This is a genomic window from Lactiplantibacillus plantarum, assembly GCF_014131735.1.
Taxonomy (GTDB): Bacteria; Bacillota; Bacilli; order Lactobacillales; family Lactobacillaceae; genus Lactiplantibacillus; species Lactiplantibacillus plantarum.
The window spans coordinates 793049-809882 of record NZ_CP039121.1 but is presented as its reverse complement, the minus strand read 5'-3'; the positions used below and the strand labels follow the sequence as shown (position 1 = coordinate 809882).

The window sequence follows — 16834 nt, the reverse complement described above, 5'->3', positions numbered from 1 at the left end:
TTAAATTAAGGTTAAAACTCTGCTATAATCGGCTTATCAAGATATTTGAAAGCGAGGAGTTCATATGGCTACTGCGAAAGTTATTTTTGCTACCATTACCGGTAACAACGAAGACGTTGCCGATATTATTACTGAAAAATTCGAAAAACTTGGGGTCGATGTTGCCAAAGAAGAAATCTCGCAAGCCGACGCAACTGAATTCAACGATGTTGATATTTGTGTTGTCGTCCCTTACACCTACGATGAGGGCGCCCTCCCTGAAGAGGGACTCGACTTCTACGAGGACTTACAGGATTTGGATTTAACCGGTAAGATTTACGGCTGTGCCGGCTCTGGCGATACTTTCTATGATGATGATTATTGCCGTGCCGTCACCGATTTCAGTAACGCGTTAAAGAAGGCTGGAGCTACTCAGGGTGCCAAGGACGTGTTCGTTAACCTTGCACCAGAAGCTGATGATGTAAAAGCCCTGGATGCATTTACTGAACAACTCGTTGCTAAAGTTCAGTAACCTGACTAGTTTGATTGAGTGAATAACAAAGAAACGCTTCAAGAATTCATGACTAATTCTTGAAGCGTTTCTTTTATTAACTGTTATCGACACATCATCCTGACGCTGATACCGAAAATCACAATCACCGTAATCACTTTTATTCAGTCCTTACGATTTCGAGCACGTTGTTTAATGGCGTTTCACACGCCGAAATCCGAGCCAACTACCGAACATGGTCAACCCCAATAGCACTGTTCCCATCACATTTGCACGACTTGGCGCTTCACCAGTTTGCGGTAAAGCCGATGTGCCGAGTTTGGCCGTTGCGGGCTGAACAGCTACCGAAGCTGATTCAGTCGGCCGTGATTCTTGATGATGACCGGCAACGATAGTTTGCGCGTGTTGTGAACTAACTGTGTTGGACGTCTGGCTCCGATGCGGCCATGAAGTGACTACTGATTTAGCCCCATTAGCCGTCGTTTGCATGCCAGAATTACGATCCGCACCCTTTCCATGATTCGTGCCAACCGCGGGTGTTGCGTCATCAATAACTGCATTTGCATCAACGTCAGCCGCATCACCCTCCATCTGGTCAGCATCATCCGTAGGTATTTCTGCTTGATCATCACCATCGATACTTCCAGTCGAGCCGCCGTTCACATCGTCATTGGTATTGGTAGCGCCTGGCTGTTCAGTATTCGTATCGCCATCGCTCGCCGCAACGACCGTGACTGTTGCCACGCGAGTGAAAACTTGACCACTCGCATCCGTATACTGATAAGTCACCTGGTAAACACCGGCTTGATTAGTATCGACCGTGCCAGTTACGACTAGGTCAGCAAGCGACAATTCACCGCCATTAACATCCGTAGCCAAGACTAAATTATCGCTTGGTTGCCACGACTCACCGACAGTAATAGTTGAATCATGAATCTGTAAATCGCTTTGGGATTCCGCCTGTTCGTCGGCCTCCTCGATAACCACCGTTACCGTCATCGTTGCCGTCACCAACTGACCAGTCTTGTCAGTAAATTGATACGTCAACCGATAGTCCCCGGCTGTAGTCCAATCTGGCGTTCCAACGACCTCAATGGCCGACCAGTCTAACGTTTGACCATCACTATCAGTGGCATTCTGAAAATTGCTTTGGGGCTGCCAAGTACTGGTTCCCTGCCCATCCGTATGCACCGTTGCGTGGTTTTGATATAAGTTCAAACTGGCTTGGTTTTCCTTAACAGTTACAGTAATCGTCTGCGTCTGACTACCATACGTGTAAGTAATCTGGTAATCACCCGGAACCATGGTGTTCACTTCACCTGTTATCGTCACATCGTTAAAGTCGATGGCGTGACCGTCTTTATCCGTCGCCCCGTCAAAACCGTCCTGCGCATGCCAAGTGCCACCAGCGTGTAACTCTGTATCATGGACAGTCAAACTTGTCTGGTCAGCTTTCACGATCACCAAAGCAGTGACCGTCTTACCTGCATACTTGAAAGTGACCTGGTAAGTACCCGGCTGACTTGTATTTACTCGGTCACCCGATAGTTTCACAGCCTGGGGATTAGCCACATAGAGGGCCTGAACATCGACTTTTTGACCAAATTGGTCGGTTAAACTCTCGATACTGTCCGTCCAGTTCCAATCATCGCCAACTTCCAGGGTAATGTCGTTGGCATCGATAACTGCTTGGTTTGCTTCCCAGATGTAGGTTCCAATCGGCGTATTTTTTCCTGAATACAGATTCATCAGTTCAGCACTAGTTAACCGTTGCTGGGGATTGGCTACATTTATCCAGTAACCGGTATATTGGTCATTAGCTTCAATGTCCATTAGCCCAACCGACTCGATTTTGGCTGGCGTCAAATCAGTATCCGGACCAAGTGTAATTTTTTGTAGACGCTCACATCCCGCAAACATGTCGAGATTTTGTTCAACGCGATGCAAATTAAAACCAGATAGATCCACCTCAGTTAAATTGGAACATCCTGAAAATAGCAAATGAATCCAAGTAACCTGATCTGTTTTGAACTGAGACCCGAATTTAACACTGGTTAAGTTGTGCATGTCCATAAACCAAGCAGCCATATTGTCAAGGCTATCAGTCTTCCATTTGGATAAGTCTAGCTCCGACAACCCCGTTTTGATAAACAAACCGCCTGCTTCTTTTAGGCTTTCAAAGTTCAAATTCTCGATACCAATAATACGAGTTAACTTTTCATTGGGACCAAACATGTAGTCCGCTTCACTTACTCGACGAGTGTCCCACCCTGAAATATTGATTGTCGTTAGTTGGCTAGTCCCTGGAGAATTGAAAAACAGGCAAGACATATCAGTCACATTTCCCACCTGCCAGCTGCTCAAATCTAGCTCCTTAACATGCGTATTTTCTGAAAAGAAATATCTTAAATCCGTCGCAGAACTAACATCAATTTTTTCAAGCCCTTCATAGTGTTCAACATTCGTCAAATTTTCAAAGAAGCCCCCACTATCACCTATAATGCGAATTGGCTTTGAAATCACAACTTTAACTATTTGTAACACCCACGATTTTGATTGCCACGGACTATCCCCATAGCAATCGTAAATATCGCCACCGTCCAACACTAACACACCAGAATCCGCGTCAAAATGCCATTTAATGCCATCGGCGTTGTAACCAGCACCCCAGATGCCGGCCATCGAGTCATCGTCTTCCATATCATCGTTGCGATAACCATCCGTGAGATGTGGGCGTTCTGGATTTCGAATCACGCCAGCCAAATCACCGCTTCCCCGCTCATTGATGGTTTCTGTTTTATGCTGCGACGACAAGACTTTTGCAGTACTATCCGTGTCAATATCTTGCGACTGCTCGTCGGCACTAACTGGCTGTTCAGAATCATCAGTTGTCGATTGGTTCGGATGCGTATCAAGTGTTGCAGTATGTTCGTCTGACGGAACGGGGGTCTCACTGTCAACTTGATCCGTGACCGGTACACTGACCTGATCAGAATTCGCATGCTCATCATCAGATTGATTGACAATCTCATCAGTATACTGTTCTTCAGCGGCCTGCACTGGCATCAAAGTGCCAATCAACGCCAAAGTTACCAGACATTTCATCCTCATCCGCCCTAGTCACAGCACGAGTATCAACGTGCTGTGACTCCACCTTAAGGTCATCTACCAGCTGATGCTGCTCAACATGTTGCAAGTCAGCGGCGGGTTTACGTTCTGACGCGTCAGCAGTATCGAGTAATAACTGTTCACTCGCTTCAGGCTGTTGTTCACTAACAGTCGATTCTGCGGCATTACTGAACAGATCGTCAGTCCGTGATGCTTCATAACTGTTCGTCGCGGGCGCTACCGTGTTTAGTCCGTTCACTGCTGCCATCGAATCAGCGGCTACCTCACTATTGGGCGCGCCAGATGTCCCGTTCAACGCAGCCGTTGATGCAGCGGATTGCGGCTCGTCATTAGTAGCTGGCTGTGCATCGATTACCGTCTGATTAGTAATCGAAGCGTTCTCATCATTAGCCACGACAACGTTATCCGTTTTAGAAACCGAACTTGCCAGTGTTTGATTGCTGCTACCTTGATTTTGAATTGACACACCGTTAGTCGCTACGACACTCGTTTCGCTAGTCGATGCAGATGTTGGTTCATCCGCATGTGCGGTTAACAGTTGAGTATTCAACAATAATAGTGAAGCGCTCGCAAGCAACCACATCTTGCCACTTTTATACATTTTATAACATTTCACTTCTGATTCACGGTAATTGATAGTAATTCCCCATTTCTTCAAAAACAACCTAACTGACCTAACGATTAATCTCATTAAATAAAGTGTTCTTACTATATTTGATTATCGTGTTTAACTAGTACATCATTTACGGTTTTTAAATATACCATGGTACCCTCATAATGCTCAACTGATTATCACAATTCTAATTAACCTGTTATCATTATGATTAATCCGCTTGTTTATCGCAAAAATATAATTATCAACTCCCTATTTCTGCAATCGTTTTCATCGTGGTGATTCATTAATTCTGGTCGTTTTAGTATTCGACCACCACTATTCGTTCACCATACTGACAGTTGCATCATGCACCGGTCAGCTGTCACCATGGCGACTGACCAGTGTCTTCCAGTAATCCCCGGCCATCAAAAAAGCCTTGAGCAATATTACTGCTCAAGACCTGGTTTACCCATTCTAATAGCGTATTTCCCTAATTTGAATCGAAAGACTCCCCCCGCGTAATCATGAGCTAGTAGATACGATAATTGTCACTCGGCCCCGAGTCATTTGGATCGTCGTTTCACAACGATTTGTCGAATCGCATTATAAACTAGCTCAACGATGACAAACAGCACCGTGATACCCACAATATCAATTAAATACGAACTAAGTCGATAGCCCACCTTGCCGATCCACAAATCATACGGCCCTTGAATCAGTAAGAAATAGATGACTAACGTTTCAAAAATCGTCCGGGTATGCCGCCAAAACGATCGCCATTGCATTGATTTCACGCCCCTTCAAGTGGTGCCAACATTTGTAACGCCTGTTTGACCTGACTCACTGCTAATTGACTTTGATCACCGACCCGGCCGACGTGTCCAAAGGCAACTGCCGACCCCGTCAACTGACTACAGACACTGTTATAACGACCAAACTTGCCCGTCGCCGTTGCCACGATTGGCACAACTAATTGCTGCCGTGCTTGCTCAGTTGCCGCCATTAATGCCAACACCGTCTGTGCATCATGTCCAGCCACTGTCACCCGCACGACATCAGCACCAGTTGCTGCTAATTCGTGATAAGTCGCCAATAAATCGTCAGTTGTTGCTGTCGTGACGGTCTGGCTCGCAATTAACCGAATTTCGTTGGCACGCATCTGTTTGGTCAACGTCATAAAATCTGGCTGATTGACCATGGCTAAGTCAATATCCACGCCAGCCACGCTTCGATTATTCACTAATGTTTGATAAGTTTGATAATATTCGGTCACTTCAGCTGGATCGTTTGCCAGCCCAAACATGGCAATTAATGGAATCGTCCCCAAAACTTGTTGCAATTGGGCCGCTGTATTGACTAACTCCGCACGGTTATCCAATTCCTGATAAGGATCTAACCGCCAAACAACAATTTGTGCCACCGAAGTTAAAATCTGCCCCGCTTTACGCAAGAGGTCCTCCCGTGTGGCCCCCGCTAAAACAACACCAATCTTAGGCATCCCTGTCGCTAACGTTAACTCCCCAACTGTAACTTCTTTCAAGACCATTCCTGCTTTCATTTTCATTCGAACAATGCGCGTCCGTTGCCGTTAAATTTTATCTACTCTTAACAATAGCAAATTTTCGCTGTTTTGACACTCAAAATTCATTTTTCGACTTAAAATTTAAAGCGCTTTTAATATTAACTTGTTAATACTGGCATCGCTTTCAGTTTGGCCTTACAATTAAGCATACTTTAGCTCACAAAGGAGTTCAACATGGCAAACGAAAAACAACTTCGATGGTCCAACATTGCTTTAATTGCATTCGTGGCGGTCTGGGGCCTAGGTAACGTTGTCAATAATTTTGCGTTACAAGGGCTTTCAGTCGTCACTTCTTGGATTTTGATCATGATTATTTATTTTATTCCCTACACCTTGATTGTGGGTCAACTGGGTTCGACCTTTAAGGATGCTGAGGGGGGCGTCTCATCTTGGATTCGAGCAACGAGTACCAAGCGCCTAGCTTACTATGCTGCCTGGACTTATTGGATCGTGCACATTCCGTACTTAGCACAAAAACCCCAAGGGATTCTAATTGCATTCAGCTGGCTGTTCCGCGGTAATGGGAACTTCGTCAACACGACACCTGCGTTAGTCGTTCAAGCCATTTGTTTAGTGCTATTCTTATTCTTCCTCTGGATTGCTTCATTGGGACTAACGACACTGAAACGCATCGGGAGCGTTGCTGGTACGGGGATGTTCATCATGTCGATTTTATTCATCATCTTGGCCGTATCAGCACCGTTTATGACCAAGGCGACTGTTCAGACACCGAACATGTTTTCACTCAAGTCCTACTTACCTAAGTTTGACTTTACCTACTTTACGACCGTTTCAATGTTAGTCTTCGCGGTCGGGGGATCTGAAAAGATTTCGCCGTACGTTAATAAAACCAAAAATCCGGGACGTGAGTTTCCGTTAGGCATGTTAGTGCTCGCAGGTATGGTCGCAATCTGTGCCCTGCTGGGTTCATTTGCCATGGGGATTCTGTTTAACTCCAAGCACATTCCCGCTGATTTGATGGCCAACGGTGCTTACTACGCGTTTCAACGACTAGGTGCCTTCTACCACGTGGGCAATCTGTTCTTGATCCTCTACGCAATTGCCAATGTGCTTGCCCAAATCTCCGCCTTAGCGTTCTCAATCGATGCGCCATTGAAGATTTTGCTTGGTGATGCCGACCCTGAATTTATTCCCAAAAAATTAAGTAAAATGAACAAGAAGGATGTGCCCGTCAACGGTTACATCTTAACTGGGGTTTTGGTCAGCATTCTCATTATCATTCCTGCATTAGGGATTGGAAACATGAATGAACTCTTTAATTGGTTATTGAACTTAAATTCGGTCGTAATGCCGATGCGCTACCTGTGGGTCTTTCTAGCTTACATGCTACTCAACAAGCACTTAAAGGAATTCAAGAGTGATTACAAGTTCCTGAAAAACCCAGTCGCTGGCCGTTTGGTCGGTGCTTGGTGCTTCCTGTTTACAGCATTTGCTTGCATCCTCGGAATGGTTCCAAAGACTTCCTACGCTAGCAATCCTAGCAGTTGGCTCTTCCAACTGACTTTAAATATTCTAACGCCAATTATCTTTGTTGCCTTAGGGATGATTTTGCCGATGATTGCTCGTCGTCATCGCACTAAAACCGCTTAGTGCGTCACCGATCTTTACGCCCGCATCGTCGCTCTACGCCTGCGGACTCACTGACTTTTTTGTAACGTTGATCGATAATCTATTCGCCACCGCTGACAGCGCAAAAAACTGTCAGCGGTGGTTTTGGTATTACCAACCGTTGCTAGTAGGCATGCGTGTTCACGTAACATTTCAGTCACTAATTTGCGGCTCACAATCTTACACTTTTTACACGTTTAGCGGTATGATTCTTAGTGAATATAGTCAATCCAAATTTACCAAGCAGTCGCTCTTCAAGGAGGTTCTTATTATGGCTACCGTCGACGCTCTCGACATGTTTTTGACCGATTATGCCAATATCTCTCGTTACCTGAATACTCGCTTAAATTCACTACTGGCCACGCAACATCTTACCTTTGACGCTTTTTTAATCATGCATGAAATAGGTCAAAGCCCCCAGCCACTATTATTAATGGAGATCGCACATCAGCACCATGTCTCACGCAGCGCAATCTCACGCCAAATCGGAGTCCTCCTCAAACATCGATACATTGAGCAACAGGCTAATGCCACTGATCGCCGCCAAAAAGGACTTTCCTTAACGGCTACCGGCCGTCACCTAGATCAGCAACTAATGGCCACCATGCACAAAACGGTTCACCAGTGGACGACTCAATTGGGCCCGCAACGGGTGAAGACCCTGCTAGGCATCTTCACTGACTTTAACGAGCAAATTATCAATAATGAGGTTCCCGCCAGCGATTAATAACCAGCCATCCTCAGCTTCATCATTCGGCATTAGTCGTAACGTGCCCCATTTTAGTAAGCTGATTTTTATTCGTCGCCATTTCAAGTTACGGCTTTTAAAGGCCTTAATCAAAAAACGGCGCCATGGATGCTAGTGATTCTAGCGTCCATGGCGTCGTTAATTTTCAGTTACAATCAAAGCAGCTTACACTACGGTACGTTCGTCCGCGACTTGGCCGGCTCTGCCGCTAGTCATCTGCATGCACGTCAAAGGCATGCAACAACTGTTCTGAAACCCCTGGCGCATCTGGGTCGTGGTGACCTTTACCGGTATCTAAAGCTCGTAATTGGGCCATCTCAGTCGAAGTTAATTCAAAGTCGAAGATATCCCGATTACTCTTGATCCGTGCACTGTGCACTGATTTAGGAAAGACGATCACGCCTTCTTGATGTTCAAATCTAAGAATGATTTGACCAGCATCCTTATGATACTTAATAGCCAATTGTTGAATGATTGGTTCTTTGAATAATGCTTGATTGCCCTGACCCAAGGGCGCCCAAGCTTCTAATTTAACATCTTGTGCCGCGAGTAATTGGCGCAAGGGTTGTTGCTGAAAGTACGGGTTAAATTCAACCTGATTGACTGCAGGGATCGTTTCAAATTGTGGCACAAATTTTTGCCACAACGTTGGTGTCATATTGGAAACACCGATCGACTTTAATTTCCCGGCCTTTTGGGCTGCTTCCATTGCTTGCCATGCACCCGGAACATCGCCATAAGGTTGATGAATTAAGTACAAGTCAATATAGTCTAGTCGCAACTTAGTTAACGAACGATCGATGGCGCGACTGGCTGCGTCAAAGCCGTAGTCTTGGAGCCAAAGTTTACTCGTCACCCAGATTTGGTCCCGTGGAATCCCACTATCCTTAATAGCTTGACCAACTTCGTCTTCGTTAAAATAGGCCACGGCTGTGTCAATGTGTCGATAACCAATCGCCAATGCTTCTTTGACTGCTTGATAAGTGGAACCGTCGTCTGGAATCTGGAAAGTGCCAAACCCAATTGCTGGAATCGCGCGGCCATCATTTAGCGTAATAGTTGGTGTTTTTGTCATTAATAATCACTCCTTAACTTATTCATGTAATTGTCGTAAACTAGCGCCAAAAATCTGTTCAATTGTCACAGGATCACGATGATCAAAGAACTGACTGACGCCCTGATCAAGTTCGGCCATTGCTGACATTTCTGCAGCTGTTAATTCAAAATCAAAAACAGCGATATTCTCAGCCATACGTTCAGGATGCACTGATTTTGGAATCACCGTAATCCCGCGTTGCAACAGCCAACGTAAGATGACTTGTCCGGTCGTCTTACCATGGGCCTGTGCGATAGTTTGAATACTTGGATTACTGAAAATCGCATGCTTACCTTCTGCAAACGGTGCCCAAGCTTCAACCCGTACGTGTTCATCTTGATTAAAGCGGACCTCGTCTGCTTGCTGGTACCATGGATTGACCTCGATTTGATTGACAGCTGGTTGCACGGACATGGTCAGTTCCAAGTTCTTTAGCTGATCCGCATAAAAATTGGAAACACCAATTGCGCGAATCTTACCAGCATGGTAAGCCTCTTCTAAAGCACGCCAAGCACCCATCACATCGCCATAAGGTTGGTGCAAAAGATACAAGTCCAAGTAGTCTACGCCTAAACGTTGTAATGACGCATCAATACCTTGCTTTGCACGTTCATAGGTGAATTCTGAGACCCACAGCTTGGAAGTGACAAAGAGTTCATCACGTCTAAGACCACTCTTTTGAATTGCCCGCCCCACTGCGGTTTCATTTTGGTATGCCGTTGCCGTATCAATTAAACGGTAACCAGCCTTTAAGGCCGCGGTCACCGCTGCTTCACATTCATTCAGGTCAGGGACTTGGAACACGCCGAATCCCAATTGGGGCATAACCACACCATTGTTTAATTTCGTTGTTGGAACCATCACGCATCAACCTTTCACTATTTGATTACAATAACAAGCATACCCGCAAACCTAATACTTGAAAATTACTACTTATTCATACTAGTATACATATAGTGCATACTAGTAACGGAGGTTCCTGATGATTGAAAATTATTTATTAGAAGAGCTGATCACATTCGCCCACGAGCACACGCTGGCTAAGACCGCGGCCGCATTAAACGTGACGCAACCAACTATCACTCGCGGCATGCAGAAATTGGAAACAATGCTCGCTGTTCGCTTATTTGATCGTCAACCCAATCGAATTACACTGACGCCCACTGGCCAGTTAGCCGCTCAGGAAGCTGAACAATTATTGACACAACAACGGACTTTTGTAACCAAAATACAAAACTACGAGCAAAGCTTAGTCACACGTACCGTCGAAACCACCCTACCTGGTCCACTTGCCTTACTCACCCATCTCAAAACGGTATTACCTAATTCGCTGCGAGTAAGGCAACCACTGATTGCCGACGACCAAATCACTGAGCATCTCATTAACCGCCAGGCAAGTTTCATTTTCTCTAATCAGGAAATTCTGACGGCCGGCATTGAATCTCGCTTCATCGGTACTGAAAATCTCGTGGTCCATTTACAGCGATTCATGTACCGTGCGAACCAACCTAGCATCACGTTCGCCGAACTTAAGGGAATTAGCTTCGTGGTTCTAAGCGCAATCGGTATTTGGAAAGATATTATTCAGCAGGCCATCCCAGATGCTAAATTCTTATACCAACCCCAACGCACGGCCTTTACAGAAATCACTAAATACTCTGATTTTCCGTACTTCAGTACTAACTTTACCGCATTGGCGCCTCACCAGCTGGATAGCCAAGCCGATGATGACAATCGAGTCGCTATCCCGATTAGCGATACTCGTGCTCACATGCCAATCTATGTCAATTATCTTGTTAGCAATCGACAATCATTAATGCCCCTATTCAAGCAATTTGAAGCCGCGTGGCCAGCCAATCTCAAGCATACTTCCACGTCCTAGCAGCTAACATAATTAAGCCGTTCGGTCTAAAACTGCAAAATGAAGTGTTACGCTCAATCACAGGGGGTATATACTGGTTGAAGCTCGCCCTCCCAGTTCTTGATAGCAAAAGAGGTCCACACGCTCGCTTAGCTAATCTAATGCGAGCGTGTGGACCTCTTTTCATATTAAGTTTGGTTCGTTCAAGTCTTAATCTTAAACATGGACCCTAATGTGATGATTAGTTGCAGAAAAAACAGTTAAACAAGCATTCCACGCCAATCATCTTCTAACAGCAAGCCGTTTAGCAGATTTGAACTGCCGACCTCTTCCTTACCATGGAAGTGCTCTACCTGCTGAGCTAAAACGGCGTTAATTGACCCTATCCAGTATACCAAAAGCATGTTTAAATTCAAACTGTACTGGTTGACATTCAACGTAAAAAAAAGGAACCGAATTAACGATTCCTTAGGTTGCATGGCAACGTCCTACCCTCGCAGGGAGCGATCCCCCAACTACTCTCGGCGCTAAGAAGCTTAACTTCTGTGTTCGACATGGGAACAGGTGTATCCTTCTCGCCATCGTCACCACACTATTGAGAAACTTGTGCTCTCAAAACTAGCTAATATCAAATATCTTCATATGAACCGGAACACCAATTACTTGGTTAAGTCCTCGACCGATTAGTATTAGTCCGCTTCATGCGTCACCGCACTGCCACTTCTAACCTATCTACCTGATCATCTTTCAGGGGTCTTACTTCCATAAAGGAATGGGAAATCTCATCTCGAGGTGTGTTTCACACTTAGATGCTTTCAGCGTTTATCACATCCATACGTAGCTACCCAGCGATGCGCCTGGCGGCACAACTGGTACACCAGAGGTATGTCCATCCCGGTCCTCTCGTACTAAGGACAGGTCCTCTCAAATTTCCTACGCCCGCGACGGATAGGGACCGAACTGTCTCACGACGTTCTGAACCCAGCTCGCGTACCGCTTTAATGGGCGAACAGCCCAACCCTTGGGACCGACTACAGCCCCAGGATGCGATGAGCCGACATCGAGGTGCCAAACCTCCCCGTCGATGTGGACTCTTGGGGGAGATAAGCCTGTTATCCCCAGGGTAGCTTTTATCCGTTGAGCGATGGCCCTTCCATACGGTACCACCGGATCACTAAGCCCGACTTTCGTCCCTGCTCGACCTGTCTGTCTCGCAGTCAAGCTCCCTTGTGCCTTTACACTCTGCGAATGATTTCCAACCATTCTGAGGGAACCTTTGGGCGCCTCCGTTACTTTTTAGGAGGCGACCGCCCCAGTCAAACTGCCCACCTGACACTGTCTCCCACCACGATTAGTGGTGCGGGTTAGAGTGGTCATACAGCGAGGGTAGTATCCCACCAACGCCTCCACCGAAACTAGCGTTCCGGTTTCTATGGCTCCTACCTATCCTGTACAAGCTGTACAAACACTCAATATCAAGCTACAGTAAAGCTCCATGGGGTCTTTCCGTCCTGTCGCGGGTAGTCCGCATCTTCACGGACAATATAATTTCACCGAGTCTCTCGTTGAGACAGTGCCCAGATCGTTACGCCTTTCGTGCGGGTCGGAACTTACCCGACAAGGAATTTCGCTACCTTAGGACCGTTATAGTTACGGCCGCCGTTTACTGGGGCTTCAATTCTGAGCTTCGCCGAAGCTAACCCATCCTTTTAACCTTCCAGCACCGGGCAGGCGTCAGCCCCTATACGTCATCTTACGATTTTGCAGAGACCTGTGTTTTTGATAAACAGTCGCCTGGGCCTATTCACTGCGGCTGATCTTGCGATCAGCACCCCTTCTCCCGAAGTTACGGGGTCATTTTGCCGAGTTCCTTAACGAGAGTTCACTCGCTCACCTTAGGATTCTCTCCTCGACTACCTGTGTCGGTTTGCGGTACGGGTAGTTAAGTACTCACTAGAAGCTTTTCTCGGCAGTGTGACATCAGACGCTTCGCTACTAAATTTCGCTCCCCATCACAGCTTGTCCTTAAAGTGAAAAGCATTTGACTCTTCACCAGACTTACTGCTTGGACATTCTAATCCAACAGAATGCACATCTTAGCCTCCTGCGTCCCTCCATTGCTCAAACGCACTTAACTAGTACAGGAATCTCAACCTGTTATCCATCGTCTACGCCTCTCGGCCTCGACTTAGGTCCCGACTAACCCTGGGAGGACGAGCCTTCCCCAGGAAACCTTAGTCATTCGGTGGATAGGATTCTCACCTATCTTTCGCTACTCATACCGGCATTCTCACTTCTAAGCGCTCCACAAGTCCTCACGATCTTGCTTCACCGCCCTTAGAACGCTCTCCTATCACGCGACCTAATGGTCGCATCCATGGTTTCGGTAGTATGCTTAGCCCCGGTACATTTTCGGCGCAGGATCACTCGACTAGTGAGCTATTACGCACTCTTTAAATGGTGGCTGCTTCTGAGCCAACATCCTAGTTGTCTATGCAACTCCACATCCTTTTCCACTTAGCATACATTTAGGGACCTTAACTGATGGTCTGGGCTGTTCCCCTTTCGACGGTGGATCTTATCACTCATCGTCTGACTCCCGGATATGAATCAATGGCATTCGGAGTTTATCTGAATTCAGTAACCCAAGACGGGCCCCTAGTCCAAATAGTGCTCTACCTCCATGATCCTAATTCCGAGGCTAGCCCTAAAGCTATTTCGGAGAGAACCAGCTATCTCCAAGTTCGTTTGGAATTTCACCGCTATCCACACCTCATCCCAGCAATTTTCAACTTACACGGGTTCGGTCCTCCAGTGCGTTTTACCGCACCTTCAACCTGGACATGGATAGGTCACCTGGTTTCGGGTCTATAACCTCGTACTCAAAACGCCCATTTCAGACTCGCTTTCGCTACGGCTCCGACTTTTTAGTCTTAACCTTGCACGGGATCATAACTCGCCGGTTCATTCTACAAAAGGCACGCCATCACGCATTAACGCGCTCTGACTTATTGTAGGCACATGGTTTCAGGAACTATTTCACTCCCCTCCCGGGGTGCTTTTCACCTTTCCCTCACGGTACTGGTTCACTATCGGTCACTAGGTAGTATTTAGCCTTGGGAGATGGTCCTCCCGGATTCCGACGGAATTTCACGTGTTCCGCCGTACTCAGGATCCTGAACTGAGAGAATTTGATTTAATCTACTGGGCTATCACCATCTATGGCGGATTTTCCCAAATCCTTCGACTATCAAGTTCTTTGGTAACTCAAATGTTCAGTCCTACAACCCCAAAGTGCAAGCACTTTGGTTTGGGCTGTTCCCCGTTCGCTCGCCGCTACTTAGGGAATCGAAATTTCTTTATATTCCTGCTGCTAATGAGATGTTTCAGTTCACAGCGTTTACCTCCAACTAGACTATGAATTCATCTAGTGGTAACAGTTGATTAAAACTGCTGGGTTGCCCCATTCGGAAATCTCCGGATCATAGCTTACGTACAGCTCCCCGAAGCATATCGGTGTTAGTCCCGTCCTTCATCGGCTCCTAGTGCCAAGGCATTCACCATGCGCCCTTGTTAACTTAACCTCATTTACCTAACGGTAAATGCGATTAATGAGTTTAGCGATAATTAAACTTCAATAAAAAACTCAAAAAACGCGGTGTTCTCGGTTTCATTATGAAAAAATATATTTGATATTATCTAGTTTTCAAAGAACAAGTTTTGAGAGTTAAATCTCTCAAAACTAAACAAAGTTTCGAAGAATGTGTAGGTTTCCGTAATATTCCTTAGAAAGGAGGTGATCCAGCCGCAGGTTCTCCTACGGCTACCTTGTTACGACTTCACCCTAATCATCTGTCCCACCTTAGGCGGCTGGTTCCTAAAAGGTTACCCCACCGACTTTGGGTGTTACAAACTCTCATGGTGTGACGGGCGGTGTGTACAAGGCCCGGGAACGTATTCACCGCGGCATGCTGATCCGCGATTACTAGCGATTCCGACTTCATGTAGGCGAGTTGCAGCCTACAATCCGAACTGAGAATGGCTTTAAGAGATTAGCTTACTCTCGCGAGTTCGCAACTCGTTGTACCATCCATTGTAGCACGTGTGTAGCCCAGGTCATAAGGGGCATGATGATTTGACGTCATCCCCACCTTCCTCCGGTTTGTCACCGGCAGTCTCACCAGAGTGCCCAACTTAATGCTGGCAACTGATAATAAGGGTTGCGCTCGTTGCGGGACTTAACCCAACATCTCACGACACGAGCTGACGACAACCATGCACCACCTGTATCCATGTCCCCGAAGGGAACGTCTAATCTCTTAGATTTGCATAGTATGTCAAGACCTGGTAAGGTTCTTCGCGTAGCTTCGAATTAAACCACATGCTCCACCGCTTGTGCGGGCCCCCGTCAATTCCTTTGAGTTTCAGCCTTGCGGCCGTACTCCCCAGGCGGAATGCTTAATGCGTTAGCTGCAGCACTGAAGGGCGGAAACCCTCCAACACTTAGCATTCATCGTTTACGGTATGGACTACCAGGGTATCTAATCCTGTTTGCTACCCATACTTTCGAGCCTCAGCGTCAGTTACAGACCAGACAGCCGCCTTCGCCACTGGTGTTCTTCCATATATCTACGCATTTCACCGCTACACATGGAGTTCCACTGTCCTCTTCTGCACTCAAGTTTCCCAGTTTCCGATGCACTTCTTCGGTTGAGCCGAAGGCTTTCACATCAGACTTAAAAAACCGCCTGCGCTCGCTTTACGCCCAATAAATCCGGACAACGCTTGCCACCTACGTATTACCGCGGCTGCTGGCACGTAGTTAGCCGTGGCTTTCTGGTTAAATACCGTCAATACCTGAACAGTTACTCTCAGATATGTTCTTCTTTAACAACAGAGTTTTACGAGCCGAAACCCTTCTTCACTCACGCGGCGTTGCTCCATCAGACTTTCGTCCATTGTGGAAGATTCCCTACTGCTGCCTCCCGTAGGAGTTTGGGCCGTGTCTCAGTCCCAATGTGGCCGATTACCCTCTCAGGTCGGCTACGTATCATTGCCATGGTGAGCCGTTACCCCACCATCTAGCTAATACGCCGCGGGACCATCCAAAAGTGATAGCCGAAGCCATCTTTCAAGCTCGGACCATGCGGTCCAAGTTGTTATGCGGTATTAGCATCTGTTTCCAGGTGTTATCCCCCGCTTCTGGGCAGGTTTCCCACGTGTTACTCACCAGTTCGCCACTCACTCAAATGTAAATCATGATGCAAGCACCAATCAATACCAGAGTTCGTTCGACTTGCATGTATTAGGCACGCCGCCAGCGTTCGTCCTGAGCCAGGATCAAACTCTCAAATTAATGATGAGTTCTAAAAAGCTCATTTAATGTTGTACTAAAATTTATTTGCTAGCGAATTGACTTCGCAAATGTTTTGCTCTTGATTCAAAATCAAGAGACCCTACACATTTGATTCGTCGAAACTTTGTTCAGTTTTCAAAGATCTAATTCCGTGTGTTAATCGCTTAACACAACTTAATCATCATAACATCTTAATCAATATCTTGTCAACAACTTTTTTTTTAAGAAGTAACTTGATTAATTTGTCATAGTTGCCGTTGCGACAACAGAAACTATCTTACCAATTACTGAAGAAATTGTCAACAACTAATTTCAATAATTATTTGGTGGTGAGATGCATCTGCCGTA

The 16834-nt window shown here is 46.3% G+C and carries 9 protein-coding genes, 1 tRNA gene, 3 rRNA genes and 1 pseudogene; 4 read left to right on the top strand and 10 right to left on the bottom strand.

Annotated elements, in window-relative coordinates:
• Nucleotides 1-64 precede the first annotated feature (64 nt).
• Nucleotides 65-511 carry a flavodoxin gene (locus tag E5260_RS03585; RefSeq protein ID WP_003642531.1) on the top strand — a complete coding sequence of 149 codons (447 nt, stop codon included), beginning with the start codon at nucleotides 65-67 and terminating at the stop codon, nucleotides 509-511.
• 171 nt (nucleotides 512-682) lie between these two features.
• Here the strand turns inward: E5260_RS03585 and E5260_RS03580 are convergent, their stop codons facing one another.
• The 4 genes and pseudogenes from E5260_RS03580 to E5260_RS03565 form a co-directional block, all read right to left on the bottom strand.
• Nucleotides 683-3595: a bacterial Ig-like domain-containing protein gene (locus E5260_RS03580; protein ID WP_050430870.1), complete on the bottom strand. Its 2913-nt coding sequence runs from the start codon at nucleotides 3593-3595 to the stop codon at nucleotides 683-685.
• Nucleotides 3543-4220 (bottom strand): annotated as a pseudogene (locus tag E5260_RS03575) (KxYKxGKxW signal peptide domain-containing protein); the annotation flags it as partial. The gene E5260_RS03580 and the pseudogene E5260_RS03575, both read right to left, overlap by 53 nt.
• A 557-nt stretch (nucleotides 4221-4777) precedes the next feature.
• Nucleotides 4778-4999 carry a hypothetical protein gene (locus E5260_RS03570; RefSeq protein WP_003642528.1) on the bottom strand — a complete coding sequence of 74 codons (222 nt, stop codon included), beginning with the start codon at nucleotides 4997-4999 and terminating at the stop codon, nucleotides 4778-4780.
• A gap of 5 nt (nucleotides 5000-5004) precedes the next feature.
• Nucleotides 5005-5778: a type I 3-dehydroquinate dehydratase gene (locus E5260_RS03565; RefSeq protein WP_003642527.1), complete on the bottom strand. Its 774-nt coding sequence runs from the start codon at nucleotides 5776-5778 to the stop codon at nucleotides 5005-5007.
• Nucleotides 5779-5970: 192 nt separating this feature from the next.
• On the opposite strand from E5260_RS03565, the gene E5260_RS03560 reads away from it, so the two are divergent.
• Together E5260_RS03560 and E5260_RS03555 are read left to right on the top strand one after the other, a co-directional pair.
• Nucleotides 5971-7407, top strand: coding sequence for an APC family permease (locus E5260_RS03560; protein ID WP_003642526.1), 1437 nt, complete (start codon nucleotides 5971-5973; stop codon nucleotides 7405-7407).
• A gap of 289 nt (nucleotides 7408-7696) precedes the next feature.
• Nucleotides 7697-8152, top strand: coding sequence for a MarR family winged helix-turn-helix transcriptional regulator (locus tag E5260_RS03555; RefSeq protein WP_015380772.1), 456 nt, complete (start codon nucleotides 7697-7699; stop codon nucleotides 8150-8152).
• 229 nt (nucleotides 8153-8381) lie between these two features.
• Here E5260_RS03555 and E5260_RS03550 read toward each other — a convergent pair whose 3' ends face one another.
• Nucleotides 8382-9248 carry an aldo/keto reductase gene (locus E5260_RS03550; protein WP_003642523.1) on the bottom strand — a complete coding sequence of 289 codons (867 nt, stop codon included), beginning with the start codon at nucleotides 9246-9248 and terminating at the stop codon, nucleotides 8382-8384.
• Between the two features lie 18 nt (nucleotides 9249-9266).
• A complete protein-coding gene (locus tag E5260_RS03545; RefSeq protein ID WP_003642522.1) occupies nucleotides 9267-10130 on the bottom strand; it encodes an aldo/keto reductase in 864 nt (287 codons plus the stop codon).
• 121 nt (nucleotides 10131-10251) lie between these two features.
• Here E5260_RS03545 and E5260_RS03540 point away from each other — a divergent pair, with 121 nt between their 5' ends.
• Nucleotides 10252-11151: a LysR family transcriptional regulator gene (locus E5260_RS03540; protein ID WP_003642521.1), complete on the top strand. Its 900-nt coding sequence runs from the start codon at nucleotides 10252-10254 to the stop codon at nucleotides 11149-11151.
• Nucleotides 11152-11428: 277 nt separating this feature from the next.
• Here the strand turns inward: E5260_RS03540 and E5260_RS03535 are convergent.
• The 4 genes from E5260_RS03535 to E5260_RS03520 form a co-directional block, all read right to left on the bottom strand.
• Nucleotides 11429-11501, bottom strand: a tRNA-Thr gene (locus E5260_RS03535).
• A gap of 104 nt (nucleotides 11502-11605) precedes the next feature.
• Nucleotides 11606-11722: ribosomal RNA gene (rrf, locus tag E5260_RS03530) — 5S ribosomal RNA — on the bottom strand.
• A 71-nt stretch (nucleotides 11723-11793) separates the two neighbouring features.
• A 23S ribosomal RNA gene (locus E5260_RS03525) occupies nucleotides 11794-14714 on the bottom strand.
• A gap of 205 nt (nucleotides 14715-14919) precedes the next feature.
• Nucleotides 14920-16486: ribosomal RNA gene (locus tag E5260_RS03520) — 16S ribosomal RNA — on the bottom strand.
• The 16S, 23S and 5S rRNA genes sit together here with 1 tRNA gene alongside, the layout of an rRNA operon.
• Between the last annotated feature and the right edge of the window lie 348 nt (nucleotides 16487-16834).

What these genes read in the sequence shown, in the direction of transcription:
- E5260_RS03580 (WP_050430870.1), bottom strand. Translation starts at nt 3,595, where the DNA reads ATGAAATGTCTGGTAACTTTGGCGTTGATTGGCACTTTGATGCCAGTG.
- E5260_RS03565 (WP_003642527.1), bottom strand. Translation starts at nt 5,778, where the DNA reads ATGAAAATGAAAGCAGGAATGGTCTTGAAAGAAGTTACAGTTGGGGAG.
- E5260_RS03555 (WP_015380772.1), top strand. Translation starts at nt 7,697, where the DNA reads ATGGCTACCGTCGACGCTCTCGACATGTTTTTGACCGATTATGCCAAT.
- E5260_RS03570 (WP_003642528.1), bottom strand. Translation starts at nt 4,999, where the DNA reads ATGCAATGGCGATCGTTTTGGCGGCATACCCGGACGATTTTTGAAACG.
- E5260_RS03585 (WP_003642531.1), top strand. Translation starts at nt 65, where the DNA reads ATGGCTACTGCGAAAGTTATTTTTGCTACCATTACCGGTAACAACGAA.
- E5260_RS03560 (WP_003642526.1), top strand. Translation starts at nt 5,971, where the DNA reads ATGGCAAACGAAAAACAACTTCGATGGTCCAACATTGCTTTAATTGCA.
- E5260_RS03540 (WP_003642521.1), top strand. Translation starts at nt 10,252, where the DNA reads ATGATTGAAAATTATTTATTAGAAGAGCTGATCACATTCGCCCACGAG.
- E5260_RS03550 (WP_003642523.1), bottom strand. Translation starts at nt 9,248, where the DNA reads ATGACAAAAACACCAACTATTACGCTAAATGATGGCCGCGCGATTCCA.
- E5260_RS03545 (WP_003642522.1), bottom strand. Translation starts at nt 10,130, where the DNA reads ATGGTTCCAACAACGAAATTAAACAATGGTGTGGTTATGCCCCAATTG.